This is a genomic window from Actinophytocola sp., assembly GCF_035942955.1.
GTDB lineage: Bacteria > Actinomycetota > Actinomycetes > Mycobacteriales > Pseudonocardiaceae > DASYTH01.
Window position 1 is genome coordinate 1 of sequence record NZ_DASZCQ010000238.1, and the last position, 23,124, is coordinate 23,124.

At 70.1% G+C, this 23,124-nt stretch carries 23 protein-coding genes; 16 read left to right on the top strand and 7 right to left on the bottom strand.

The window, feature by feature from the left end; translation table 11 throughout:
• The 3 genes from VGX25_RS24490 to VGX25_RS24500 form a co-directional block, all read left to right on the top strand.
• On the top strand, positions 1-541 hold a 541-nt coding region (locus tag VGX25_RS24490), incomplete at its 5' end, for a molybdopterin cofactor-binding domain-containing protein (protein WP_326920238.1).
• A complete protein-coding gene (locus tag VGX25_RS24495) occupies positions 538-1,473 on the top strand; it encodes an FAD binding domain-containing protein (protein WP_326920239.1) in 936 nt (311 codons plus the stop codon). The genes VGX25_RS24490 and VGX25_RS24495, both read left to right, overlap by 4 nt.
• Positions 1,454-2,035: a TetR/AcrR family transcriptional regulator gene (locus tag VGX25_RS24500; RefSeq protein WP_326920240.1), complete on the top strand. Its 582-nt coding sequence runs from the start codon at positions 1,454-1,456 to the stop codon at positions 2,033-2,035. The genes VGX25_RS24495 and VGX25_RS24500 overlap by 20 nt, the downstream gene beginning before the upstream one ends.
• Here VGX25_RS24500 and VGX25_RS24505 read toward each other — a convergent pair.
• A complete protein-coding gene (locus tag VGX25_RS24505; RefSeq protein WP_414635944.1) occupies positions 2,013-3,041 on the bottom strand; it encodes a LacI family DNA-binding transcriptional regulator in 1,029 nt (342 codons plus the stop codon). The two genes, VGX25_RS24500 and VGX25_RS24505, sit on opposite strands and share 23 nt — an antisense overlap.
• Positions 3,042-3,250: 209 nt before the next feature.
• On the opposite strand from VGX25_RS24505, the gene VGX25_RS24510 reads away from it, so the two are divergent.
• The 4 genes from VGX25_RS24510 (at position 3,251) to VGX25_RS24525 (ending at position 7,879) form a co-directional block, all read left to right on the top strand.
• Complete coding sequence (locus VGX25_RS24510) at positions 3,251-4,501, top strand: ABC transporter substrate-binding protein (protein WP_326920270.1); 1,251 nt, start codon at positions 3,251-3,253, stop codon at positions 4,499-4,501.
• Positions 4,502-4,579: 78 nt separating this feature from the next.
• On the top strand, positions 4,580-5,572 hold the full coding sequence (locus VGX25_RS24515) for a sugar ABC transporter permease (RefSeq protein ID WP_326920241.1): 993 nt from the start codon (positions 4,580-4,582) through the stop codon (positions 5,570-5,572).
• A complete protein-coding gene (locus tag VGX25_RS24520; protein ID WP_326920242.1) occupies positions 5,569-6,450 on the top strand; it encodes a carbohydrate ABC transporter permease in 882 nt (293 codons plus the stop codon). Before VGX25_RS24515 ends, VGX25_RS24520 begins: the two co-directional genes overlap by 4 nt.
• Before the next feature lie 4 nt (positions 6,451-6,454).
• Positions 6,455-7,879 carry a GH1 family beta-glucosidase gene (locus tag VGX25_RS24525; RefSeq protein WP_326920243.1) on the top strand — a complete coding sequence of 475 codons (1,425 nt, stop codon included), beginning with the start codon at positions 6,455-6,457 and terminating at the stop codon, positions 7,877-7,879.
• 678 nt (positions 7,880-8,557) lie between these two features.
• Here the strand turns inward: VGX25_RS24525 and VGX25_RS24530 are convergent.
• From VGX25_RS24530 to VGX25_RS24540, 3 genes are all read right to left on the bottom strand, one after another.
• Complete coding sequence (locus tag VGX25_RS24530; RefSeq protein WP_414635945.1) at positions 8,558-8,974, bottom strand: Fur family transcriptional regulator; 417 nt, start codon at positions 8,972-8,974, stop codon at positions 8,558-8,560.
• A 5-nt stretch (positions 8,975-8,979) separates the two neighbouring features.
• Complete coding sequence (locus tag VGX25_RS24535) at positions 8,980-9,282, bottom strand: metalloregulator ArsR/SmtB family transcription factor (RefSeq protein ID WP_326920272.1); 303 nt, start codon at positions 9,280-9,282, stop codon at positions 8,980-8,982.
• 133 nt (positions 9,283-9,415) lie between these two features.
• Positions 9,416-9,697, bottom strand: a complete 282-nt coding sequence (locus VGX25_RS24540; protein WP_326920244.1) for a DUF6703 family protein — start codon at positions 9,695-9,697, stop codon at positions 9,416-9,418.
• 240 nt (positions 9,698-9,937) lie between these two features.
• Between VGX25_RS24540 and VGX25_RS24545 the strand changes: the two genes are divergently transcribed.
• Positions 9,938-11,323 (top strand): glycine--tRNA ligase, encoded by a 1,386-nt coding sequence (locus tag VGX25_RS24545; RefSeq protein ID WP_326920245.1) that lies wholly within the window; start codon positions 9,938-9,940, stop codon positions 11,321-11,323.
• Here VGX25_RS24545 and VGX25_RS24550 read toward each other — a convergent pair.
• Positions 11,320-11,778 (bottom strand): organic hydroperoxide resistance protein, encoded by a 459-nt coding sequence (locus VGX25_RS24550; RefSeq protein WP_326920246.1) that lies wholly within the window; start codon positions 11,776-11,778, stop codon positions 11,320-11,322. The genes VGX25_RS24545 and VGX25_RS24550 overlap by 4 nt on opposite strands.
• Positions 11,779-11,871: 93 nt before the next feature.
• Between VGX25_RS24550 and VGX25_RS24555 the strand changes: the two genes are divergently transcribed.
• Positions 11,872-12,465: a TetR/AcrR family transcriptional regulator gene (locus VGX25_RS24555; protein WP_326920247.1), complete on the top strand. Its 594-nt coding sequence runs from the start codon at positions 11,872-11,874 to the stop codon at positions 12,463-12,465.
• 2,102 nt (positions 12,466-14,567) lie between these two features.
• Here the strand turns inward: VGX25_RS24555 and VGX25_RS24560 are convergent.
• The gene (locus VGX25_RS24560; RefSeq protein WP_326920248.1) at positions 14,568-15,533 is read right to left on the bottom strand and encodes a hypothetical protein; all 966 of its coding nucleotides are present in this window, start codon (positions 15,531-15,533) and stop codon (positions 14,568-14,570) included.
• A gap of 193 nt (positions 15,534-15,726) precedes the next feature.
• On the opposite strand from VGX25_RS24560, the gene VGX25_RS24565 reads away from it, so the two are divergent.
• The 5 genes from VGX25_RS24565 to VGX25_RS24585 are packed head-to-tail and all read left to right on the top strand — an operon-like array spanning position 15,727 to position 19,723.
• Positions 15,727-16,398 (top strand): YdcF family protein, encoded by a 672-nt coding sequence (locus tag VGX25_RS24565; RefSeq protein WP_326920249.1) that lies wholly within the window; start codon positions 15,727-15,729, stop codon positions 16,396-16,398.
• Positions 16,399-16,409: 11 nt separating this feature from the next.
• Positions 16,410-17,675 carry a deoxyguanosinetriphosphate triphosphohydrolase gene (locus VGX25_RS24570; RefSeq protein ID WP_326920250.1) on the top strand — a complete coding sequence of 422 codons (1,266 nt, stop codon included), beginning with the start codon at positions 16,410-16,412 and terminating at the stop codon, positions 17,673-17,675.
• Between the two features lie 20 nt (positions 17,676-17,695).
• Positions 17,696-17,950, top strand: coding sequence for a hypothetical protein (locus VGX25_RS24575; protein WP_326920251.1), 255 nt, complete (start codon positions 17,696-17,698; stop codon positions 17,948-17,950).
• A gap of 8 nt (positions 17,951-17,958) precedes the next feature.
• Complete coding sequence (locus VGX25_RS24580) at positions 17,959-19,071, top strand: serpin family protein (RefSeq protein ID WP_326920252.1); 1,113 nt, start codon at positions 17,959-17,961, stop codon at positions 19,069-19,071.
• A gap of 43 nt (positions 19,072-19,114) precedes the next feature.
• On the top strand, positions 19,115-19,723 hold the full coding sequence (locus VGX25_RS24585; RefSeq protein ID WP_326920253.1) for a carboxymuconolactone decarboxylase family protein: 609 nt from the start codon (positions 19,115-19,117) through the stop codon (positions 19,721-19,723).
• Here the strand turns inward: VGX25_RS24585 and VGX25_RS24590 are convergent.
• Positions 19,698-20,639, bottom strand: coding sequence for a sigma-70 family RNA polymerase sigma factor (locus VGX25_RS24590; RefSeq protein ID WP_414635948.1), 942 nt, complete (start codon positions 20,637-20,639; stop codon positions 19,698-19,700). The genes VGX25_RS24585 and VGX25_RS24590 overlap by 26 nt on opposite strands.
• A 35-nt stretch (positions 20,640-20,674) precedes the next feature.
• On the opposite strand from VGX25_RS24590, the gene dnaG reads away from it, so the two are divergent.
• Positions 20,675-22,579 (top strand): DNA primase, encoded by a 1,905-nt coding sequence (gene dnaG / locus VGX25_RS24595; protein WP_326920255.1) that lies wholly within the window; start codon positions 20,675-20,677, stop codon positions 22,577-22,579.
• Positions 22,579-23,106 carry a hypothetical protein gene (locus tag VGX25_RS24600; RefSeq protein ID WP_326920256.1) on the top strand — a complete coding sequence of 176 codons (528 nt, stop codon included), beginning with the start codon at positions 22,579-22,581 and terminating at the stop codon, positions 23,104-23,106. The genes dnaG and VGX25_RS24600 overlap by 1 nt, the downstream gene beginning before the upstream one ends.
• Positions 23,107-23,124: the final 18 nt, after the last annotated feature.

Consider the following 23,124-nt stretch of genomic DNA (forward strand, 5'->3'; position numbering starts at 1 on the left):
CCGCCTGACCGACGGCACCCGGGTGGTCGGCCGGCGACCCCGCGACCGGCGCGGCTACCTCCTCCCGTTCTCTGTCGGCGGCACGTCCATCGGCCGGGGTCTCACCGGCGCGCTGCACGTGACCGAGGTCGAGGTGGACACCCGGCTCGGTGCGGTCCGCGTCACCCGGGTCTGGGCCGGCATCGCCGCCGGGCACATCTACAACGAGCGGCTGGCCCGCAACCAGTGCGAGGGCTCGGTCATCCAGGGCGTCGGGTTCGCGCTGCACGAGCAGCGGCACGCCGATCCGGCGACCGGCGTCGTGCTCACCGACAACCTCGAGGACTACCGGATCCCCGGCATCGGCGACGTTCCGGAGATCGAGGTCCACTTCCATCGGGACGGCTGGGACCACGTCTCCGGCGGCGGCGTGGGCCTCGGCGAGGTGGCCACGATCGGCGTCGCCGCCTCGGTGGGCAACGCGGTGCGGGCCGCCACCGGCTGGGCCCCGCGGGACCTGCCCATCCGCCCCGACCGGCTGCTCGAAGGGATCCGCTCGTGACCGAGCTGCGTGCCGGCGGCACCGACGTCCTTGCCAGGGCCCGGATCGGGCGCGCCGCCGGGCCGTTCGTGGACCTGGCCGGCAAGCCGGATCTGCGCGGGATCGAGTGGCGGCCGGACGGCTCCGCCCGGATCGGCGCGCTGACCACCGTCGCCGAGCTCGCCGCCGACCCCCGGCTGCGGGCGGGTTACCCGGCGCTGAGCCTGACGGCGGGCGGCCTGGCCACCCCGCAGATCCGCGCGGCCGGCACCCTCGGCGGAAACCTGTTGCAGCGCAACAGATGCTGGTACTACCGCAATCCGAGGTTCGCCTGCCACCAGACCGGCGGCGAGGGGTGCCCGGCGCGCGGCGGGGCGCACCTGTACTCCGTGGTGGTCGATCAGGGCCCGTGCGTCGCGCCGCACCCGTCCTCGCTGGCCGTGGCCCTGCTCGCCTACGACGCGCGGGTGACCGTCGACGGCCGCGGGTCGCTCCCGGTCGCCGAGCTCTACGGCGACGGCTCCGACCCCACCCGCGACCACCTGCTCGGCCCGGCCGAGGTGCTGACCGCGGTCGAGCTGCCGCCGCCGGCGCCGGGGGAGCGGGCCGCCTACCACCGGGCGATCGCGCGTGCCGAGGCCGAGTGGCCACTGGTGGAGGCGGTGGCCCGGCTGGTGCCCGACGACACCGGCGCCGTGCGCTTGGTCGCCGTGGCCGCCGGCGGCGTCGCCCGCACCCCGCTTCGACTGTCCGAAGTGGAGGCGCCGCTGTCCGGTGCGAAGATCACCTGGGACGCGCTGCGTTCGGCGGCCGAACGCGTCACCGAACGCTGCGCGCCGCTGCCGCAGACCGGCTACAAGGTGGCCCTGTTCCGCGACACCGTGCTGGAGGTGCTGGAACGCGCGGCGGGGGACGCATGCGATATTCCTGGGCATGCCCGACGAGCCGATTGACCGGATCCTGGACGCGGCGTACGCGTGCTTCACCCGGCACGGCGTTCGCCGGACGACGATGGACGACATCGCCGCGGCCGCCGGCATGTCCCGGCCGGCGGTGTACCAGTACGTCCGCAACAAGGACGACGCCTTCCGCCGGCTGGCGACCAGGCTGTTCGACGAGGTGCTCGACAAGGCCCGCGCCGCGGCCGAGAGCGACGCGCCGCTGGCCGAACGCCTGTACAACGTGGTGGCCGCCAAGCTGGACCTGGCGGTCAAGCTGTGGCGGGACACCCCGCACGCCGCCGAGCTGCTCGACGCCGGCGCCCGGCTCTCCGGCGACCTCGCCGACACGCTCAGCACCGCCATCCGGGAGCTGGTGGCCACGACGATCGCGAAGGCCGAGGGCGAGCTCGACCTGGCCGGCACCGATCCCGCCGAGATCGCCGACGTCGTTCTGGCCCTGACCTACGGCCTGGAGAGCGACCTGACCGACCCGCGGCGCACCCGCCGCCGGCTGCGGCTGGGCATCACCCTGCTGCTGGCCGGGCTGTCGGTCACGCCGAGCCGCGGTGGGTGATCGAGACCGGGAGCACGCGGGTGCCGGGGCGGACGGACTCGCCGGCGAGCAGGGCCATCAGGGTGCGGACCATGTGGCCGACCTGCTCGCGGGGATCCTGGTGGATCGAGGTCAGGTCCATCGCCGGCGCCAGCGCCGGGTGATCGTCGAAGCCGACCACGGCCACGTCTTGGGGAACGCGGCGGCCGCCGTTGAGCAGCGCCCGCATGGCCCCGGCCGCCAAGGGGTCGCTGGCCGCGAAGACGGCGTCCAGGCGGGGTGCGCGGTCGAGCAGGTTCTGCATGGCCCGCTCACCGCTCTCCATGCTGAAGTCGTCGGCGGCCTCGGACAGGTCGTCGGGGTCGGCGCCGGCGGCGATCAGCGCGTCGCGCCAGCCGGTGAGCCGGTCGCGGGCGGCGGGATGGTCCAGCGGGCCGGTCACGGTGGCGATGCGCCGCCGGCCGATGCCGAGCAGGTGCTCGACGGCCATCCGCGCGCCGCCCTGGTTGTCGAAGTCGACGGTGTGGATGCCGCGACTGATCGTGCCGGGCCGGCCACCGAACACGACCGGGAGCCGCAGCAGGCGCAGCGCGGTGGGCAACGGGTCGCCCTTGTGCGGCGCGATGACGAGCGCGCCGTCGACGTGGCCACCCTCCAGGAACCGGATCGTCCGCGGCACGTCCTCGCGGCTGTCGACGAACATCAGCAGCATCTGCATGCCGACGGCGGCCAGCTCGCGGAACGCGCCGTGCATGACCGCGGGGTAGTACGGGTCGTCGAGCACCTTCGACTCGGGCTCGGACAGCACGAGGCCTACCGCCCCGGTCCGCTTGGTCACCAGCGAGCGCGCCGCCTGGTTGGGGGAGTAGCCGAGCGCGGCGGCCGCGGCGAGGACGACCTCCCGGGCGCGCCGGCTGACGTAGGCGTCGTCGTTGAGCGCCCTGGATGCGGTTGACCTGGAGACGCCCGCGTAGGCCGCGACGTCTTCCAGGGTGGGACGTTCGTCCTGGCTAGGTCCGGCTGCCACGAAGCGAGCGTACCGGATCTGGGAGCGCTCTCAAACGATGACGTAACACAACAGCCACGATGCCTTGACATAGTCCGTGGTCGCAGACAAACTCAGCACCGCTAATTCTGGGAGCGCTCCCAGCCCCACCCAGCAGCAAGGGGTTTGACGTGCGACAACTGTTAATCAGGGCGTTCACCGGCGCGATCGCCCTGGCCACCGTCGGCGCGATGACCGCCTGTGGCGGCGACGAGGGCGGCGGCAGCGCGAACACCGGCAGCACCACGCCCAGCAACGAGCCGGTCGAGCTGACCATTGCAACCTTCGGCGAGTTCGGATACGAGGACTTGCTGATCGAATACCACAATCTTCACCCCAATGTCACGATCAAGCACAACAAGGTCGCGCAGGGCGGCCCGTTCTTCACGGCGCTCCAGACCAAGTTGAGGGGTGGTCAGGCCGAGTGCATCGTTGGCATCGAGGAAGGCCACCTGAGCGAGCACCTCAAGAATGCTCAACTGTTCAACAACCTCGAGGAGATCGGCCCGAAGGACGTCACCAAGGACCGGTGGCTCAGCTGGAAGTATGAGGCCGCCAAGGCCAAGAATGGCTCGTTGATCGGGTACGGCACCGACATCGGCCCGCTCGCCATGGCCTACCGCAAGGACCTGCTCGAAGCGGCCGGGATGAAGACGGACGACGCGTCGATCAAGTCGATGTTCGCCACCTGGGACTCCTTCTTCGCCGCCGGCGACCAGTACGTCAAGGCGACCGGCAAGCCGTGGTTCGACAGCGCGTCGCAGGTGTTCAACGCGATGGTGAACCAGCTGCCGAACGGCTACATCAACAAGTCGGACGACCAGCTGGCCATCGAGAGCAATGCGGACATCAAGAAGGCCTGGGACCAGGTGACGGCGGCGGTCGCCCGCGGGCAGTCCGCCAAGCTCACCGCGTTCAGCCCCGAGTGGCAGAACGGCTTCAAGGCCGCCGCCTTCGCGACCAAGACCGCTCCGGCCTGGATGCTCGGTGTGATCGAAGGCAACGCGGGCCCGGAGAACGCGGGCAAGTGGGCCGTGACCGACGCTTTCCCGAACGGTGGCGGCAACTGGGGCGGCTCCTACCTCGGTGTGCCGAAGAGCTGCAAGACCCCGCAGCAGGCCGCCGAGCTGGCCGCCTGGCTGACCGCTCCCGAGCAGCAGCTCAAGGCGTTCAAGGCGAAGAAGACCTTCCCGAGCCAGGTCAAGGCTCTGGAGTCGCCCGACTTGCTGAACAGCACGAGCGAGTACTTCGGCGGCATCAAGGTCGGCGAGCTCTACGCCAACATGGCCCGCAAGGTCGGTCCGCCGCAGTACAAGGGACCCGGCGACGCGAGCATTCAGGAGAACGCGACGAGCCCGGCTCTGCAGGCGGTTGAGCAAGGCAAGTCCGCGGAGGAGGGTTGGCAGCAGGCCGTCGACGCGGCCAAGAAGATCGTCAAGTAAGGATCTTCGCGCCCGGTTCGGTTGACGATCGCCGAACCGGGCGCGTTACCACGCCAACTCACCGAGAGGGAGCCGGGGATGTCGGAAACGCTTGCCCGCCCGGTGTCGCGACCCCCCGCGCCGCCACCGGCCAGACCGCCCACCCGGCTGACCTTCCGGCAGCGGTTGAGCATCGCCGACGTCAAGGTCTCGCCCTACCTCTACATCGCGCCGTTCTTCATCCTGTTCGGGATCGTCGGGCTGTTCCCGTTGCTGTTCACGGCCTACACGTCGCTGTTCGACTGGGAGCTGCTCGACGAGACCGGCCGGTTCATCGGCCTTGAGAACTACGCCGAGCTGCTGGGCGACGACCAGTTCTGGAAGACCCTGACCAACACGGTGAGCATCTTCGTGCTCTCCAGCGGACCGCAGATCGTGGTCGCGGTGCTGCTCGCCGCCATGCTCAACACGAAGCTGCGCGCGACGACCGGGTGGCGGGTCGGGGTGTTGATCCCGTACGTGGCCAGCCTGGTCGCGGTCGGCATCATCTTCGGCAACCTGTTCGGTGTCCAGTACGGCCTGATCAACTCGATCCTGGAGACCCTGGGGCTCGACCGCGTCAACTGGCAGAACGACCGGTTCGCCAGCCACGTCGCCATTGCGATCATGGTGAACTGGCGCTGGACCGGATACAACACGCTGATCGTGCTGGCCGCCATGCAGGCCATTCCGCGCGATCTCATCGAGGCCGCGGTCATCGACGGGGCCAACGCGGTGCGCCGGTTCTTCAGCGTCGTGCTGCCGCTGCTGCGGCCGACGCTGATCTTCGTCGTGGTCACCTCGACGATCGGCGGGTTGCAGATCTTCACCGAGCCCAGGGTGTTCACCGAGCTGCCCGGCTCGAGCAACGGCGGTGCGGAGAACCAGTTCCAGACCGTGACGCTCTACCTGTACCAGGCGGGTTTCGAGACCGGAGACCTCGGCTACGCGTCGGCGATCGCCTGGGTGCTGTTCCTCGTGATCATCATCATTGCCGTGATCAACTTCCTGCTGACCAAACGGATCGCGTCCACGGGTGAGGCAGACCGATGACCGCGCTGAGTGTTCCGTTCCGCAGGCGAACCCCGGCGTCCAGGGGGCGCCGGGGCTTCGCCGACCGCCGCGCGCGGTTCTGGATCTACGGCCTGCTGACCGCGTTCCTGCTCGGCTCGGCGTTCCCGCTCTACTGGTCGTTCCTGGTGGCCAGCCGAGACAACTCGATCCTCACCGAGAAGATCCCGCCGATGCTGCCCGGCGGGAACTTCCTCGACAATGCCGCCCGCGTGTTCGACACCGTGCCGTTCTGGAAGGCGATGGGCAACAGCCTGATCGTCGGCGGCGTGGTCACCTTCACCACCGTGCTGTTCTCCACGCTGGCCGGGTTCGCCTTCGCCAAGCTGCGGTTCCGCGGCCGCAACGCGCTGTTCGTGTTCGTGGTGGCCACGCTCGCGGTGCCGACGCAGCTGGGCATCATCCCGCTGTACATCGCCATGGCCGACTACGGGTGGACCGGAACACTGTGGGCGGTGATGGTGCCCAACCTGGTCACCGCCATCGGGGTGTTCTGGATGCGGCAGTACACCGTGCAGGTGGTGCCGTACGAGCTGATCGAAGCGGCCAGAGTGGACGGTTGCAGCATGATCCGCGTCTACTGGCACGTCTGCCTCCCTGCGGTCCGGCCGGCCGCCGCGTTCCTGGCCATGTTCACGTTCATGATGTCGTGGAACGACTTCATGTGGCCGCTGATCGTGCTCACCCCGGACAACCCGACGATCCAGGTGGCGCTGGAGAAACTCCAGGCCGGCTACTACGTGGACTACTCGCTGGTGCTGGCCGGCACGACCCTGGCCACCATTCCGATCTTGATCATCCTGATTTTGCTCGGCCGCCAGATCGTGGCCGGGATCATGCAAGGAGCCGTGAAGGGATAGCACCGTGTCCGTAGTTCCAGACGAGGTCGAGTCCGTATCTGAGGCATTGGAGGCTGATCACGCGTTTCCGGCCGGGTTCGTGTGGGGCGCCGCGACCGCGGCGTTTCAGATCGAGGGATCGACCACAGTAGACGGACGAACCGACTCCATCTGGGACGAGTTCTGCCGGCGCCCCGGAGCCGTCGCCGCCGGCGACACCGGCGAGCCCGCCGCGGACCACTACCGGCTGTTCGAGAACGACGTCACGCTGATGGCCGAGCTCGGGCTCGGCGCGTACCGGTTCTCCGTTGCCTGGCCGCGGATTCGGCCGGACGGCGGGGACGTGAACCAGGCCGGGCTGGACTTCTACGAGCGGCTCGTGGACCGGTTGCTGGAGAACAGCATCAGTCCGTGGGTCACCTTCTACCACTGGGACCTGCCGCAGGCGCTCGAGGAGCGGGGCGGCTGGGCCAACCGGGACACCGCCTACCGGTTCGCCGACTACGTCGAGGCGGTGCTCGGCCGGCTCGGTGACCGGGTGCCGGTCTGGACCACCCTCAACGAGCCGTGGTGCTCGGCGTTCCTCGGCTACGCCAGCGGTCTGCACGCACCCGGCCGGACCGAGCCGCGCGCCGCGGTCGCCGCCGTGCACCACCTGCTGCTCGCGCACGGCCTGGCGATGGGCAAGATCCGCGAGCTGGCGCCGAACGCGGACGCCGCCATCACCCTCAACCTGTTCCCGGTCGAGCCGGCCGACCCGGACTCACCGGCCGATCTTGAGGCGGTGCGCCGGATCGACGGTCTGCAGAACCGGCTGTTCCTCGACCCGGTCCTGCGCGGCTCCTACCCTTCGGACGTGGTCGAGGACCTCGCCCCGTTCGGGTTCGCCGACCACGTGCGCGACGGCGACCTCGACCTCATCTCCGCCAGGCTCGACCTGCTCGGGATCAACTACTACCGCGCGCACACCGTGACCCCCTCCGACGAGCCGGCCGACGGCCCGTCGGAATGGCCCGGCTCCGAGCACATCCGGTTCGTGTCCCGCGGCCTGCCGCTCACCGACAGCGGCTGGGAGGTCCAACCCCCCGGCCTGGTCGACGTGCTGGTCCGCCTGCACCGCGAATACCCGCCCATCCCCTTGCACATCACGGAAAATGGCGCCGCCTACCGCGACGTGATCGACCCCGACGGCAAGATCCGCGACGACGACCGCATCGCCTTCCTCGACGCTCACCTGCGCGCCGCACACGCCGCCATCGAGCTCGGCGTCGACCTCCGCGGCTACTTCTACTGGTCCCTGCTCGACAACTTCGAATGGGCCGAGGGCTACGCCAAACGCTTCGGCATAGTCCACGTCGACTTCGACACCCAGCGCCGCACCCCCAAACAGAGCGCCCGCTGGTACGCCCAAGTCATCGCCGGCAACCGCCTCCCCCGAGCCGCCGGCTAACCCCGTGGCTGAAGGTGGCCCTCGCCCACCCCGACTGGCGCCGACCACCTCCAGCCACACCGAAGGTGGCCCTTCTCCCCGACCGGCAAGGGCCACCTTCGCCTGAATATGTCCAAAGCCCGCTCACCCCGGCCAATCGCTCCCTCATCCCCCACCCCGTGCAAAGGCCACCTTGCTCCCCGCCCCGCCGCATGAAGGCCACCGCCACTCCAACCCTCAGCGGTCCAGCCCGAAGGTGGCCTTCGCCCGCCCCGACCCCGGATGATTGCCGCTGTCGCGTCACTCCGCACCAGGGCCACCTTGCTCCCCACCCCGCCGCATGAAGGCCACCGCCATCTCAACCCTCAACCGGCCCAGCCCGAAGGTGGCCCTCGTTCCCTTGCCCCTAACGTCGGCCACCTTCAGCCGCAGCCCTAGTAGCGCAGCCCGAAGGTGGCCATCGCCCGCCCCGACCCGGATGATTGCCGCTGTCACGCCACCCCACGCCAGGGCCACCTTGCTCCCCACCCCGCCGCATGAAGGCCACCGCCATCCCAACCCTCAGCGGTCCAGCCCGACGGTGGCCCTCGTTCCCTTACCCCATTGGTGTCGGTCACCTGCAGCCTGAAGCCCTAGTGATGCACCCTGAAGGTGGCCATGGCTCGACTCGGCCGGCGAAGGCCACCTTCGGTGACGTGCTCAGGTGGTGCAGTCCGCGCACGTGCCGAACACCTCGACGGTGTGGCTCACCTCGGAGAAGCCGTTCTCGGCGGCCACGCGTTCCGCCCATTTCTCCACCGCCGGTCCCTCGACCTCCACGGTGCGCCCGCAGCTGCGGCACACCAGGTGGTGGTGATGGTGCTCGGAGCAGCGCCGGTACACGGCCTCGCCGCTGTCGGTGCGCAGCACGTCGATCTCGCCGGCATCGGCCAGCGACTGCAGCGTCCGGTACACGGTGGTCAGGCCGATGCCCTGGCCGCGCTTGCGCAGCTCCTCGTGGAGCTCCTGGGCCGAGCGGAAGTCGCTCATCTGCTCGAGCAGCTCGGCGACCGCGGTGCGCTGCCTGGTCGACCGCCGGCCCGGAACGGTCGGCGTGGAGCGGTCGGTCGCGGTCACCGTGGTCAGCCCTCCTCCGCATGGGCGACTGCATCCACCACGATATGCGAAAGGTGCTCATCCACCAGCCGATACACCACCTCGCGGCCGTGTCGCTCGCCACGCACCACGCCGGCGGACTTGAGCACCCGCAGGTGCTGGCTGATCAGCGGTTGAGCAACCCCGAGCGCGTCGACCAGCTCATGCACGCACCGGTCGGCCACGCGCAGCTCCAGCACGATGGCGATCCGCACCGGCGCGGCCAGCGCGCGCAGTAGATCACCCGCGGCGACCAGCGTCCGACCGGACCGATGCACGGACGGTCCCACCGCGGGACGGTCCGGAGAATGCTCGGCCGCCGGCAGCGTGTCGCGTGCGGCGTCCGAGCTCACGGGCGACCCGTCCTCTCAGATGTTCGAAGTGGTTACCGTGTTCAACAGTGTAGGTGGCAACCCTATTTCGTCATGCCGTGAGAAGAAGCGACACGGCGATGGCCACCAGCGCCGCCAGGATGATCACGCGACCGGCCCGTGCCGGGCCGGACAGCGCCGGCCAGGTGCTCGCGAGCAGCACCCCGACGGCCACGGCGAGCAGACCGAGCAGGGCGGCGCCGAGCACGCCCCGGACCAGCACGGCGACCGCGAACACGGCGACGACCGCGAAGAACGCCGCTACCGGTGGCACCCTGGCCAGCGGTCCGTCGCCGGCCAGCAGCGGAGTCCGGCCAGACCGCCTACCACGCATGGTTGCTCCTCACGTCGAGCCGATGTGAGGGTCGGCCCATCATCCCCGCTGCATCCGGTGTTGTCGCGGCCAGCCGGCGGTTGGCGGCCACCCGATCCTCGGCGGATCTGGCGGCTCGGTAAGCCCTCACAGGTGCCCATCTTGCTAGATGCCCTGTAATCCCCCGATCGTGGCTGACCCGGCGCGGGTTACCCTGACATTTCCGCCTCACCTTTCCGGTGCTCATTCGATGGAGTGCTCGTGCCCGCAGACCGTGTCGAGACCGTTGTCAGCCTGTGCAAACGTCGGGGCTTCGTCTACCCGTGCGGCGAGATCTATGGCGGCACCCGCTCCGCATGGGATTACGGACCGCTTGGTGTCGAGCTGAAGGAGAACATCAAGCGCGCCTGGTGGAAGGCCATGGTCCAGGGGCGGGACGACATCGTCGGCCTCGACTCGTCGGTGATCCTGCCCCGTCAGGTCTGGGTCGCCTCCGGGCACGTGGCCGCCTTCCACGATCCACTGGTCGAGTGCACCTCCTGTCACAAGCGGTTCCGCGCCGACCAGTTGGCCGAGGAATATGCCGAGCGCACCGGCAAGGCGGTCGCGGAGCACGATCTGTCCGACGTGCCGTGCCCCAACTGCGGCAACCGCGGCCAGTACACCGAGCCGCGCGAGTTCAACATGATGCTCAAGACCCACCTGGGGCCGGTCGAGTCCGAGGAGGGCCTGCACTACCTGCGACCGGAGACCGCCCAGGGCATCTTCATCAACTTCCTGAACGTGCTCACCACGTCGCGCCGCAAACCCCCGTTCGGCATCGGCCAGATCGGCAAGTCGTTCCGCAACGAGATCACGCCGGGCAACTTCATCTTCCGCACCCGCGAGTTCGAGCAGATGGAGATGGAGTTCTTCGTCGAGCCGGGCACCGACGAGGAGTGGCACCAGTACTGGATCGACGAGCGGATGCGCTGGTACACCGATCTGGGCATCGCCAAGGACAACCTTCGCCTGTACGAGCACCCCACCGAGAAGCTGTCGCACTACTCGAAGAGGACGGTCGACATCGAGTACCGCTTCCAGTTCGGCGGCCTTGAATGGGGCGAGTTGGAGGGCATCGCCAACCGCACCGACTTCGACCTCACCACGCACTCCAACCACTCGGGAGTGGACCTGTCCTACTTCGACCAGGCGACCAACTCCCGCTACCGCCCGTTCGTCATCGAGCCCGCCGCCGGCGTCGGCCGCCCGCTGATGGCCTTCCTGCTCGACGCCTACGCCGAGGACGAGGCCCCCAACGCCAAGGGCGGTGTCGACAAGCGGGTGGTCCTCCGCCTCGACCGCCGCCTCGCCCCGGTCAAGGTGGCCGTTCTTCCCCTGTCCCGCAATGCCGATCTCTCCCCGAAAGCGCGCGACGTCGCCGCCACCCTGCGCCGCCACTGGAACGTCGACTTCGACGACGCCGGCGCCATCGGCCGCCGCTACCGCCGCCAAGACGAGATCGGCACCCCGTTCTGCGTGACCGTCGACTTCGACTCCCTCAACGACCACGCCGTCACCGTCCGGGAACGCGACACCATGTCCCAGGACCGCGTCGCCATCGACCAACTCGAGCCCTACCTGGCCGCCCAACTCCTCGGCTGCTAACCCCTCGCCTCGAGCAGTGCGGACGCGCCCAGCCGTGCGCCGTTCACGATCAGTGAAACGTCGATGTTTCCGCGAGTGGCGTTGGAGTACGGACAGATCCGGTGCGCCTCGCGGACGACATCCATGGCCCGCGCGGCGTCGGCGAGTGAGGGCAGGGCGATGTCGAGCTCGACACCGAGCTTGAACGCGCCGGTGCCGGTCGGGATGAGCATGGCCTTCGAGTCGATCTCCACATCCTCGGTGGTGATCTTCTCGCGCCGGCCCAACAGGGTCAGCACGGTGGCGAAGCACGCGGCGTAGCCGATGGCGAAGAGCTGTTCGGGATTGGTGCCCGCACCGTCGCCCCCGAGTTCCTTCGGCTGCCGAAGCTCCAGGTCCAGCCGACCGTCCGCGGTCCACGCCCGACCGTCGCGTCCACCGGCGACATGCGCCTCCGCCGTGTACAGCGGTTCCATGAGGTTCTCCGCTCGTATGGTTCCAACACTGAGTAGACCTGTCTGTCTACCGCGATGCTTAAGATAGACAGATCTGTCTGATACCGTCAAGGGGTGACCGCACCGGCGTCCGAACACCGACGGCAGAGCCCGGCCCGTCGCCGTGTCCTCGACACCGCCGCCGCCCTGTTCTACGCCGAGGGCCTGCACACGGTCGGCATCGACCGGATCATCGCCCAGGCCGGCGTTGCGAAGGCCACCTTCTACCACCACTTTCCGGCGAAGGACGAGCTCGTCCGCGCCTACCTGGATGAGGAGTATCAGCGTCAGCGGGCCGCCATCGAGGCCATGCGGACGGCGTCGATCGAACCCCGCCAGATACTCCTGGCGATCTTCGAATATCTGGGAAAGACCGGTGCCAGCGCCGGTTTCCGCGGCTGTCCCTTCACCAACGCCGCGGCGGAGTATCCCGACCCGGCCCATCCGGTGCGCCGAACCATCGCGGAGTACCGCCGCTGGAGCCACACCCTGTTCCGCGACCTGCTCGCCGACGCCGGCGACCCAGACCCCGAGCGAACCGCCACCATCCTCATGATGCTCCGCGACGGCATCGTCGTGGGCAGCGACCTCGACGACCCGAACGCACTGCGCCCGGTCATCCGTGACGCGCTGATCCGAGTCCTCGACGGCCAGACCCCACCTACCTGACCACCACATCCGCTCCGCTCACCACGCGGGGGCCGAGCCGGCCACCCGCCCCTGAGGAGCGAAGGTGGCCCTGCCTGTCGGCATTCCATGCGAAGGCGACCTTCAGACCAGTACCGACCCGGTTGGATCATGTGTAGCTCGGGCTGCATGCCGACTTCATTCCTGATGCGCATCAATCCGAGCGAATACTTGCATTGGACGTATCGTCCGCGACGGCCTAGCGTCGATGGTGACGAGGTACCTCGCCAGCGCGCATCAGTTATCTGCCAACGAAAGAGAGTGAATGATGTCTATCTTCATCCCCGCCGACCTCGTGGTGGAGGCAACTCGTGCGCTGGCGTCGTCCGCATTGCCGGACGCGCCCGTCGAGCCGGACCACATCCGGCCGCGATCGCGCGCCTTGGGGTTCCTCCGTGCCCTGTTCAGACCCGCTACCCGCACGAGGCCGGCCGAGCGCCACGGTCCGGCCCCGGGCCGGCATAGCCCCCAGACCAACCCCGCTCGCTGCTAGACGAGCCCGCGGAGTCGCGGGCACCTCAAGGTGATCTTCGAATGCCTTCAGGTGAGCAGTGGGTCTGCTGGGCGTCCCAGTTCCGCCGAACCTCGACCCGTCCCAGAGCGAAGGTGGCCCTCGCCTCCCGTGGCTGGCGGTGGCCTTTGTTCCCTGAGGTGCCGGTGGCTCTCATTACCGCGGAGGTGCGGCGGTGGCCTTTGTCCCAGCGGCAGGGCGCGAAGGGGGCCTTGCCTTGGCATGGCGGCGCAAAGGGGGCCTTGCCTCGACCTGGGAGTGCGAAAGGGGCCTTGCCTCGGTATGAAGGCGCGAAGGGAGCCTTGTCTCGACCTGGGAACGCGAACGAAGGCGGCCTTCGCTCGAATGTGGAGTGGACGTGCATTTGGCTGGTGTGATTGGTGCGCAGGACAGCTTGAAGGCACCCAGCCCGATGTGAAGGTGGCCTTCGACCGAAGGTGTAGGTGGCCGTCGATCTCACACAGATGAAGGTGGCCATCCTCTGACCGATGTCAAGGTGGCCATCCTCTGACCGGTGTCAAGGTGGCCATCCCCTGCACCACCCGGGCGTGGTTCGACGACCTCGACGCCCGCCGCCGCGCCCAGTGGCCGATGTGAAGGTGGCCCTTCCCCTCGCAACTGGCAAGGGTGCCCTCCCCCTGGCAGATGGCAAGGTTGCCCTTCCTTGCCAGCGTGGAGGTGACCTTGAGCCCCCAAGGCTGAAGGTGGCCAGTACCTGGTCGGGCGAAGGTGGCCTTTGATCTCGAGTGGTGAAGGCGGCCTTCGCCTAGCCAGGTGACAGTGGCCCTCCCCTGGCTGGGGATGAGAGTGACATTGGCTCACGAGCGATGTAGGTGGCCTCCGCTTGGCGGGTGAACGTGGCCTTGCTCTGCCGCGAATGAAGGTGGCCTTCGCATTTGTCGGTCGTGGATAGGTGGCCTTCGTCCGGGTGGAGTCGTGAGGAGTCGTGCGAAGGTGACCTCGGCTCCGGAATTGCGGGGTAGGAAGGTGGCTTTCGCTCGAGTGTGGGAATGAAGGTGTCCTTCGGTTGTGATCGGCGCGGAAGGTCCTATACTCGCTATTGCAAATGCCACCTTCGTACGAGCTAACCGTTCCTCACTGGCACTCCTCGATAGAGGTATCTTCGCGCCCAAGCTGGAGCCACTCTCCACTTTCACACCCAGGCAGGGACTGCCTCGTCCCCCAGTTAGAACCATTTCCCACCCTCACACCGCACAGCATTGGCCACCTTTGCGCTCGACCCATAATCATTTCCCACTTTCCTGCCGCGGCGCGGGTCACCTTTGTGCTTGACCGAGAACCACTTCCCACTTCACGCCGCGAAGCGTGGGCCACCTTCGTGCTTGACCGAGAACCATTTCCCGCTTTCACGCCACGCGGCGCGGTCACCTTTGTGCTTGGTTGAGAACTATTTCCCGCTTTCATGTCGCGCGGCGCGGTCATCTTGTGCTCGCCCCATAACCATTTCCCACCCTCACGCTCCACAGCACGGGCCACATTCGCCCCATTCAGGACCAATCACACGCTCGCACTCACTGGGGCACTGGATGTCGGGCGGGTGGTGGGGGCGGGGTCATGAGGCGCCGGCTATGTCGGTGACGATGGGTGGAGGGGGACGGAGGGTGGCGTGGTGGTGGGCGAGGAGGAGTTCGTCGAGGACGAGGGTGGAGTGGTCTCGGAGTTGGGCGGGGGGTGTGTGGAGGACGATGATGCCCGCGGACTTGAGGCGGGCGTGGCGGCGCATTGACTCGGCGTGGGCGGCGGGGGTGAGGTGGAACTGGTAGGAGTCGAGGTCCCAGGCTAGGCCGAGCTCGGGCCACCAGGCGTCCATGATGCCGAGGTGGTCGCCGTCGGGGGTGCGGATGGGGGTGTTCCAGAGGGGTTGAGGGAGATCCGTGCGGTGCACGAGCCTGCGGGCCCAGCCCTCGGCCATGGAGCGGATTCCAGAGGAGAGCTCGTCGAGGATGCGGCGGGGCAGCGCGCTGCCGCGGTTGCTGCCGGTGTCGAGCTCGTGGCGGAGCCAGGCCGGGTTGAGCCGGCCGCGTTGGATGACTTCGGCGAGGAGTTTGCGGACGGCGTCGGGGGCGGTGAGGCGGCGGGCGGTGTCGGTGACCGCGCGGGGGAGGGGGGCGATGGGGAAGCCATTGCACGGCACGGGGGTGGGCAGCTTGGTGGTGCGTTCGATGAGGACGTGGCGGAGGTTGCGGACCTGCCGGCCGTGCGGGACGAGGAGGTGGACCTCGCCGGGCGCGGGTGGGGTGGACATGCCGTGGTGGTGCAGGGCGTCCCAGCCGGTGACGATCGCGCCGGGGCCGGCGTGGCGGAGGGCGCTGGCAATGAGCTGCGGCCGGGTCGGCGGGTCCTTGGCGAGCAGGATGACACCGGGCGCGATGCGTTGCCATCGGCCGCCGGGGAGGCAGTTCGTGTAGATCGCGTGGCTGCTCAGGCCGAGCCGGATGAGCTCGGTGGCGCGGGCGATGCGGTGCGGGAAGAGGTCGGCGAGCGCGTCGATGTCGACGAGGGCGCGGTTGCGAGTCATGGGGTCAGCACACCGCATGGCGGCGCCCCGGCGGGGTGGGGCGGGCACATCTGTGGATAGTCCACAACGGTGTGGACAACTCGCCGCCGTGGCCGGTCGCGGAGCGGTTTCGGTCGCCGGGATCGGGTAGGATGCGACGCTCCATTGTGGACCGAAAGCCGGTGAACAAAGCATCACGAGGGCGTCTGCAAGGATGGCTGACGTGACCCCAGCGGAGCCTGCCCGTCCGGTCCGGCGGTTCGTGCGCCGGCTGGTGCTCGGCGTGCTCATCGTCGGGGCCCTGGTCGTCGGCGGCACCGGGTTCCGGGTCTGGCAGGTGGCGAGGGTGGACGACCGCACGCCGGCGGACGTGGTCGTGGTGCTCGGCGCGGCGCAGTACGACGGGAAGCCGTCGAAGATCTTCGAGGCGCGGCTCAAGCACGCCAAGACGCTCTACGACGACGGCGTCGCGCGACACATCGTGACCGGCGGCGGCCGCCGGCAGGGCGACACCTACACCGAGGCCGACGCCGGCGCCCGGTGGCTGACCGCGCAGGGGGTGCCCCGGGACCGGGTGGTCGAGGTCGACGAGGGCGCCGACACGCTGGGCACGCTCAAGGCCGTGGTCGGTGCGGTCAAGCAGCGGGGCTGGCGCTCGGCGGTGATCGTGAGCGATCCGTGGCACTCGCTGCGGGCCCGGACGATGGCCGCGGACGTGGGCCTGGACGCGTGGACGTCGCCGACGCACAGCGGCCCGATCGTGCAGACCAGGCAGACCCAGCTGCGCTACATCCTCCGGGAGACCGCCGCGCTGCTGTACTACCGCGCTACCAGGGCGCCCGCCGACGGCATCGGCATCAGCGAGGACGTGGCCGCCGACAAGTAACCTCCGTCGTTATGAGCCCGGGCTACACCGAGCACGACGCCGCCCGCCTGCTGGCCGAGCCGGCGAAGACGGCCGCGCTGCCCGGTTCCTGGCCGGCCAGGCGCAGCCCGTTCGCCAGGGATCGGGCGCGGGTGCTGCACTCGGCCGCCCTGCGCCGGCTCGCGGGGAAGACCCAGGTGGTCGCGCCGGGCGAGAGCGACGAGGCCAGCGGGATGCCGCGGACCCGGCTGACCCATTCGCTGGAGGTGGCCCAGATCGGCCGCGGCATCGCCGAGGAGCTGGGCTGCGACCCGGACATCGTGGACACCGCGGGCCTCGCGCACGACATCGGCCACCCACCGTTCGGGCACAACGGCGAGCAGGCGCTCGACGAGCTGGCCAAGGCCTGCGGCGGGTTCGAGGGCAACGCGCAGACCCTGCGGATCCTGACCCGGCTGGAGCCCAAGGTGCTCGGCGACGACGGGCGCACGCACGGGCTCAACCTCACCCGGGCGTCGCTGGACGCGTCGACGAAGTACCCGTGGCGACGCACGGCGGGGCGGGCGAAGTTCGGCGTCTACGACGACGATCTGGCGGTGTTCGACTGGATGCGGCGGGGCGCGCCGGACGAGCACAGGTGCCTTGAGGCGCAGGTGATGGACTGGGCCGACGACGTCGCCTACTCGGTGCACGACGTCGAGGACGGCGTGCGGTCGGGCCGGATCTCGCTCGGAGCGCTCGCCGACCCGGCCGAGCGTGCGGCGGTGGCCGAGCTGGCCGCCAAGCACTTCTCCGGCCAGCCGGTCTCCGATCTGGAGGAGGCGGCCAAGGAGCTGCTGCGCCTGCCGGTCGTGGCCGAGCTGGCCGAACGCGAATACGACGGCTCCCTCGGCGCCCAGGTCGCGCTGAAGCGGCTGACCAGCGAGCTGGTCGGCCGGTTCGCGGCCGCGGCGGTCACCGGCACCAGGCGGGAGTACGGCGACGGGATGCTGTGCCGGTACGCCGCCGATCTGGTGGTGCCGGCCAGGGTGGCCGCGGAGGTCGCCCTGCTCAAGGCGGCCGCGCGGCGCTGGGTGATGAGCGATCCCGACCGGTTGACCCTGCAGGCCGGGCAGCGGGAGCTGCTGGCCGAGCTGGTCGAGGCGCTCGCCGGGCGGGCGCCGGACCAGTTGGAGCCGGCGTTCCGGCCGGCCTTCCACGCGGCGGCCGACGACGCGCAGCGGTTGCGGGTGATCGTCGATCAGGTCGCCGCGCTCACCGACGCCCAGGCCGTCGGCTGGCACGCCACTCTGGTGTGACAAGTGGCACACTCGAGGCCATGGGTAGAGGTCGAGCGCGCGCACAGCAGAGCCCGCCCGGTCGGCGGGGGTTGCGTCCGAAGCGGCCGTCGGTCCCCGCGGACCCGAGCGGGCTGACCGACCGGTGGTTCGAGGACGGCGACGGCGAGGCGGGGTCCGCCGGTGTCCGCGAGCCGCGCCATCCCAAGCCGTGGGGACCGCTGCACGCTGCCTCCCAGGAGTTGCCGGTGCCGCAGCCGCCGATCTGCCTGACCCTGTCCGACGCCCGCCGCTAGGGAGTCTCGTGACCGACCGCGCGCACCTCGCGTTCACCCTTGCCCTGCACCGCGCCCTCGCCCCCGATCCCACCGACGACGTCTGCTGGTCGCCGTTCTCCGTGGCCAGCGCGGTGCGGCTGGTCGCGGCCGGGGCGGCCGGCATGACCCGCGACGAGCTGGTGGTGCTGCTGCTCGGCGACAAGTCCGGCGACATCCAGGCGCTCGGCCGGTTGCTCGACGAGGCGGCGACGCTCGCCCCGGCCGGACGCGACGAGCAGGAGCCCGTGCTCGCCGTGTCGAACACGATGTGGGCGGACGCGTCCCTGCGGCTGCGGGAGGACTTCGTCGACGAGGTGGCTCGCACGGCGGGCGGATCTGTGCAGCCGGCGCCGTTCAGCACGGATCCCGGCGCGGCCCGGAAGTTGATCAACAATGACGTGGCCGAGACCACGCGGGGGCTGATCCCGAACCTGGTGCCGGACGGGGCCATCCGCAAGGACACCAGGGCCGCGCTGGTCAACGCGCTGTACCTGAAGTGCGGCTGGCGCCACCGGTTCGCCGAGGAGGCGACCGTGCCGGGGCCGTTCCGCGTGCCGGGCGGCACGATCGAGGTGCCGACCATGGAGCTGACCGAGTCGGTCGGCTATGCCGCCCGCGACGGGTGGCAGGTGATCGGCCTGCCGGCGGTCGGCGGCGTGGAGGCGACCGTGTTGCTGCCCGACGGCGATCTGGCCGAGACAGAGTCGTGGCTGGACGCGAGCATGCTGGCCGACCTGATCGACGCCCAGCGGTCCACCCAGGTGCGGCTGCGCCTGCCGAAGCTGGACCTGTCCACGCAGGCCGAGCTGACCCCCGCGCTCAACGAGCGCAGCGTGCGGACCGTGTTCACCGACGACGCCGACCTGAGCGGGATCAGCCCGGATTCGCTTGCGGTGCAGGCGGTGCTGCATCAGTCGGTGCTCAAGCTGGACGAGCAGGGCCTCGAGGGCGCCGCGGCCACCGCGATCATGTTCCGGCTCACCGGCATCTCGATGGAGCAACCGGTCGAGGTCCACGTCGATCGCCCGTTCCTGCTGCTCGTGCGGCATGCCGCGACCGGCGTGGTGTACTTCGCCGCCCGGGTTGTCACGCCCGGCTGACCGACCTCGTCCTCCCCTCGACGGCATCGAGGAGGAGGAGATCATGCCCAGGATTCCAGGAGTGTCCACCAAGGAGGCCGGGCCGCTGCTGCGCGCGATGTACCGGTTCGCCCGCCGCCGCTACGGCGCGGTGCCGGAGCCCCTGACGGTCTCGGCCCACCATCTCCCGCTGACGCTCGCCGGCGGCGGGCACGAGCTGGCCGTGGAGAAGGCGTCGAAGGTGTTGCCCGCCAACGTCCGCGAGCTGGCCGTGTACCGGGTCGCCCAGCGGCTCGGCTGCTCGTGGTGCGTCGACTTCGGCACCATGCTGCAGAAGCACGAGGGGTTGGACATCGAGCGGCTGCGGCAGATCGACGACTACGCCACCTCGCCGGCGTACACCGCCCGGGAACGCATGGCGATCGCCTATGCCGACGCGATGAGCGCCAGCCCGGTGACGGTCACCGACGAGCAGGTGGCCGAGCTGCGCGCGGAGTTCGGCGACAAGGGCGTGATCGAGCTGACCTACCACATTGCCCTGGAGAACCAGCGCGCCCGGTTCAACAGCGCCCTCGACATCACCGACCAGGGCTTCACCTCCGGCGACGCCTGCCGGGTTCCGGTGCCGGCCGACGCGGGAGCGACCGTCAGAACCCGGTCGGCATCCGGGTGAGCTTGTCCGGGTTGACGATGTCGTACATGGCGACCACCTTGCCGTCCCGGATGGTGAACGTGGTGACCCGGCGGGCCATCGCCAGGTGTGTGTCGTCGCCCGGGATGTCCGGCAGCGCCATGCCGAGGTCACCGTTGACCAGGACCAGCTGACCGGCGAAGGCCCGCTCCGGCCCGTACCGCTCGAGCAGCCCGAAGGCGAACCGGGCGATCTTCTCGGCGCCGACCATGACCCGGCGAGTGGTGCGGGCCTTGCCGTCGCTGTCGCCGATGAGCACGGCGTCCGGGTGCAGCAGCTCGACCACGGCCGGCATGTCCCCGGCGGCCAACGCGGCCATGAACCGCTCGATGACCTCGCGCTGCTCGTCGAGCGGCGCCCGCGGCGGCGGGTCTGCCTCGGCGGCGGCCCGGCGGCCGCGGGAGGCGTGCTGGCGGGCGGTCGCCTCGGAGACGCCGAGGATCTCGGCGATCTCGCCGAACGGGACGCCGAACGCGTCGTGCAGCACGAACGCGACGCGTTGCTCCGGGGTGAGCCGGTCGAGCAGCACCATGGCGGCCATCCGCACGCCCTCGTCGCGCACCACCGTCTCAAGTGGATCCTCGCTGGTCGGGGTGCCGAACGGGGTGACGACCGGTTCCGGCAGCCACGGACCGGTGTACCGCTCCCGCCGCGCGGTGGCCGAGCGCAGCCGGTCGAGGCAGATCCGGCCGACCACCGTGGTCAGCCAGCCGCGCAGGTCGCGGATGCCGGCCCGCTTGGATTCGTCCAAACCGGACAGTCGGAGCCAGGCCTCCTGCACGGCGTCCTCGGCGTCGGCCAGCGTGCTGGTCAGCCGGTAGGCGACCCCGATCAGGTGCGCCCGGTGCGCGGCGAACTGCTCGGCCAGTACGTCCTCGCTGACGGTCACAACCCCCAGCGTAGCCGCCGGCGGAGCGGCCTAGACTCGGCGGCGTGGCGCGACGAATCCGGGAAAGCGACATCGCACAGGTCCGCGAGCGCAACCGGATCGACGAGGTCCTCGGCGAGTACGTCGCGCTGCGCCGGGCCGGCGGCGGCGCGCTGAAGGGCCTGTGCCCGTTCCACGACGAGAAGACGCCGTCGTTCAACGTCCGGCCCAGCCACGGCACGTTCCACTGCTTCGGCTGCGGCGAGGGCGGCGACGTGATCGCCTTCGTGATGAAGATCGACCACCTCAGCTTCGTCGAGGCGGTCGAGCGGCTGGCCGACCGGGTCGGCATCGCGCTGACCTACGAGGGCGGCGGCGCGGTCGTCCAGCGCGACCGGGGCAGCCGCAGCCGGCTGGTCGACGCGCACAAGGCGGCCGCCGAGTTCTACGCCGAGCAGCTGCGCACCCCCGAGGCGGCCAAGGCCAGGGAGTTCCTCACCGAGCGCGGGTTCGACGCCGCCGCGGCGGCCACGTACGGCTGCGGCTTCGCGCCCGCCGGCTGGGACCGGCTGACCAAGCACCTGCTCGGCCGCGGCTTCGAGCTGCCGGAGCTGATCAAGGCGCAGCTGTCCAAGGAGGGCCGGTCCGGACCGATCGACCGGTTCCACCGCCGGCTGCTGTGGCCGATCAAGGATCTCAGCGGGGACGTGGTCGGCTTCGGTGCCCGGCGGATCTTCGACGACGACCCGATCGAGGCCAAGTACCTCAACACCAGCGAAAGCCCGATCTACAAGAAGTCGCAGGTGCTGTTCGGGCTCGACCTGGCCAAGCGCGAGATCGCCCGGCGGCACCAGGTCGTCGTGGTCGAGGGCTACACCGACGTGATGGCCATGCACCTGTCCGGCGTGCCCACCGCGGTCGCCACCTGCGGCACGGCGTTCGGCACCGAGCACATCGCGGTGCTGCGCCGGCTGCTCATGGACGACTCGTTCTTCCGCGGCGAAGTGATCTTCACGTTCGACGGCGACGAGGCCGGCAAGAAGGCGGCGATCAAGGCGTTCGAGGAGGACCAGCGGTTCGCCAGCCAGACGTTCATCGCGGTGGCCCCCGGCGGGATGGACCCGTGCGAGCTGCGCCAGGCCAAGGGCGACCGCGCGGTGGTGGACCTGGTGGCCCGGCGGCAGCGGGCGATCGAGTTCTGGATCCGGGCCGAGCTGGGCGAGCACGACCTGGACACCGCGGAGGGCCGGGTGGAGGCGCTGCGCCGGGCCGTGCCCAACGTCGCGCGGATCAAGGACGAGTCGCTGCGCGACGAATACGCGCGCCAGCTGGCCGGTTGGGTCGGCTGGGAGGACATCCAGACCGTGGTGCGCCGGGTGCGGGAGACCGCCGGTGGCTCGCCGGCCCCGCAGCGCCGCGGCCGCCAGCCGGCCAACCCCAACCAGGGCGCGCTCGCCGTCGACGTGGACGGCCCACCCCGCCCGCCGCGCAACGATCCGCGGCTGTGGGTGCAGCGCGAGGCGCTCAAGGCGGCGCTGCAGGCGCCCGCGATGGCCGGGCCGTACTACGACAACTCGGTGCCCAAGGAGGCGTTCACCCACCCCGCCTACCGGGAGCTGCACGAGGCGTTGCTGGCCGCAGGCGGGACGTCCTCCGGGCTGTCCGGTCCGGGCCTCGTGGAGGCCGCGAGCAAGAACTGTCCACATCAGACTGTTCGGTCGCTGGTCACCGAGCTTGCGGTGGAACCGTTGCACCACAAGGAGGAGCCCGACGCCCGGTACGTCGGAAGCCTGGTCGCCCGGCTGATCGAGAGCGTCGTGGCCGGGCAGATCGCCGAGCTGAAGTCCCGGCTGCAGCGGCTCAACCCGGTCGAGGACGCCGACGACTACCGCACGCTGTTCGGCGACCTCGTCGCGCTTGAGCAGTACCGCAAGGCGCTGGGGGAGCAGGCGGCGGGCGGGCTGACCTAGTGGCCTGGCTGCGCCGGCTGGTCGAGCTGGTCGCCGGACCGGGTGTTCCGCCAGGGTTCACCGGCACGCTCGACGCCGAGGAGCGCGTGCTCGCGGTCGCCGGGGACCTGGTGGCGACCTCGCTCGGCCTGTGGCTGCCCGAGGGGGACGGCGTGCGGCGCGCCGGCTGGCACCTGATCAGCAAGGCGACCTGGGGTAACGGAACGCTGACCGTGACCGAGGCCGCGGAGCGCGGCGCCGCGGGCGAGGCCGTGCTGCTGGCCGACCTGCCGGCCCGCCGGTTCGCCCTGGAGCGGCCGGGCCGGCTGCCGGCGGTCGTGCACGCCAGGGTCACCGGCTCGATCCGGTCCCGGCACCGCCGCGAGCTGCCCGGCGGCGGCGTGTGGTTCGTGCAGCGGGTGGTGCCCGGCGTCGGGATCGTCCTGCAGGTCCGCGCCGACCCCGGGACGGATCCTGACGCGGTGCGGACACTCGCCTCGGAGGTGGCGGAAAAGCTGCGCGTGGCGCGGGACGGCCCGGTAGGCTAAACAGTACGGACGTACTGT

Bases quoted from the DNA above. Each gene is read 5' to 3' on its own strand.
- VGX25_RS24500 (WP_326920240.1), top strand. From the start codon at position 1,454: ATGCCCGACGAGCCGATTGACCGGATCCTGGACGCGGCGTACGCGTGC.
- VGX25_RS24510 (WP_326920270.1), top strand. From the start codon at position 3,251: ATGACCGCCTGTGGCGGCGACGAGGGCGGCGGCAGCGCGAACACCGGC.
- VGX25_RS24515 (WP_326920241.1), top strand. From the start codon at position 4,580: ATGTCGGAAACGCTTGCCCGCCCGGTGTCGCGACCCCCCGCGCCGCCA.
- VGX25_RS24520 (WP_326920242.1), top strand. From the start codon at position 5,569: ATGACCGCGCTGAGTGTTCCGTTCCGCAGGCGAACCCCGGCGTCCAGG.
- VGX25_RS24540 (WP_326920244.1), bottom strand. From the start codon at position 9,697: ATGCGTGGTAGGCGGTCTGGCCGGACTCCGCTGCTGGCCGGCGACGGA.
- VGX25_RS24550 (WP_326920246.1), bottom strand. From the start codon at position 11,778: ATGGAACCGCTGTACACGGCGGAGGCGCATGTCGCCGGTGGACGCGAC.
- VGX25_RS24560 (WP_326920248.1), bottom strand. From the start codon at position 15,533: ATGACTCGCAACCGCGCCCTCGTCGACATCGACGCGCTCGCCGACCTC.
- VGX25_RS24565 (WP_326920249.1), top strand. From the start codon at position 15,727: ATGGCTGACGTGACCCCAGCGGAGCCTGCCCGTCCGGTCCGGCGGTTC.
- VGX25_RS24570 (WP_326920250.1), top strand. From the start codon at position 16,410: ATGAGCCCGGGCTACACCGAGCACGACGCCGCCCGCCTGCTGGCCGAG.
- VGX25_RS24575 (WP_326920251.1), top strand. From the start codon at position 17,696: ATGGGTAGAGGTCGAGCGCGCGCACAGCAGAGCCCGCCCGGTCGGCGG.
- VGX25_RS24585 (WP_326920253.1), top strand. From the start codon at position 19,115: ATGCCCAGGATTCCAGGAGTGTCCACCAAGGAGGCCGGGCCGCTGCTG.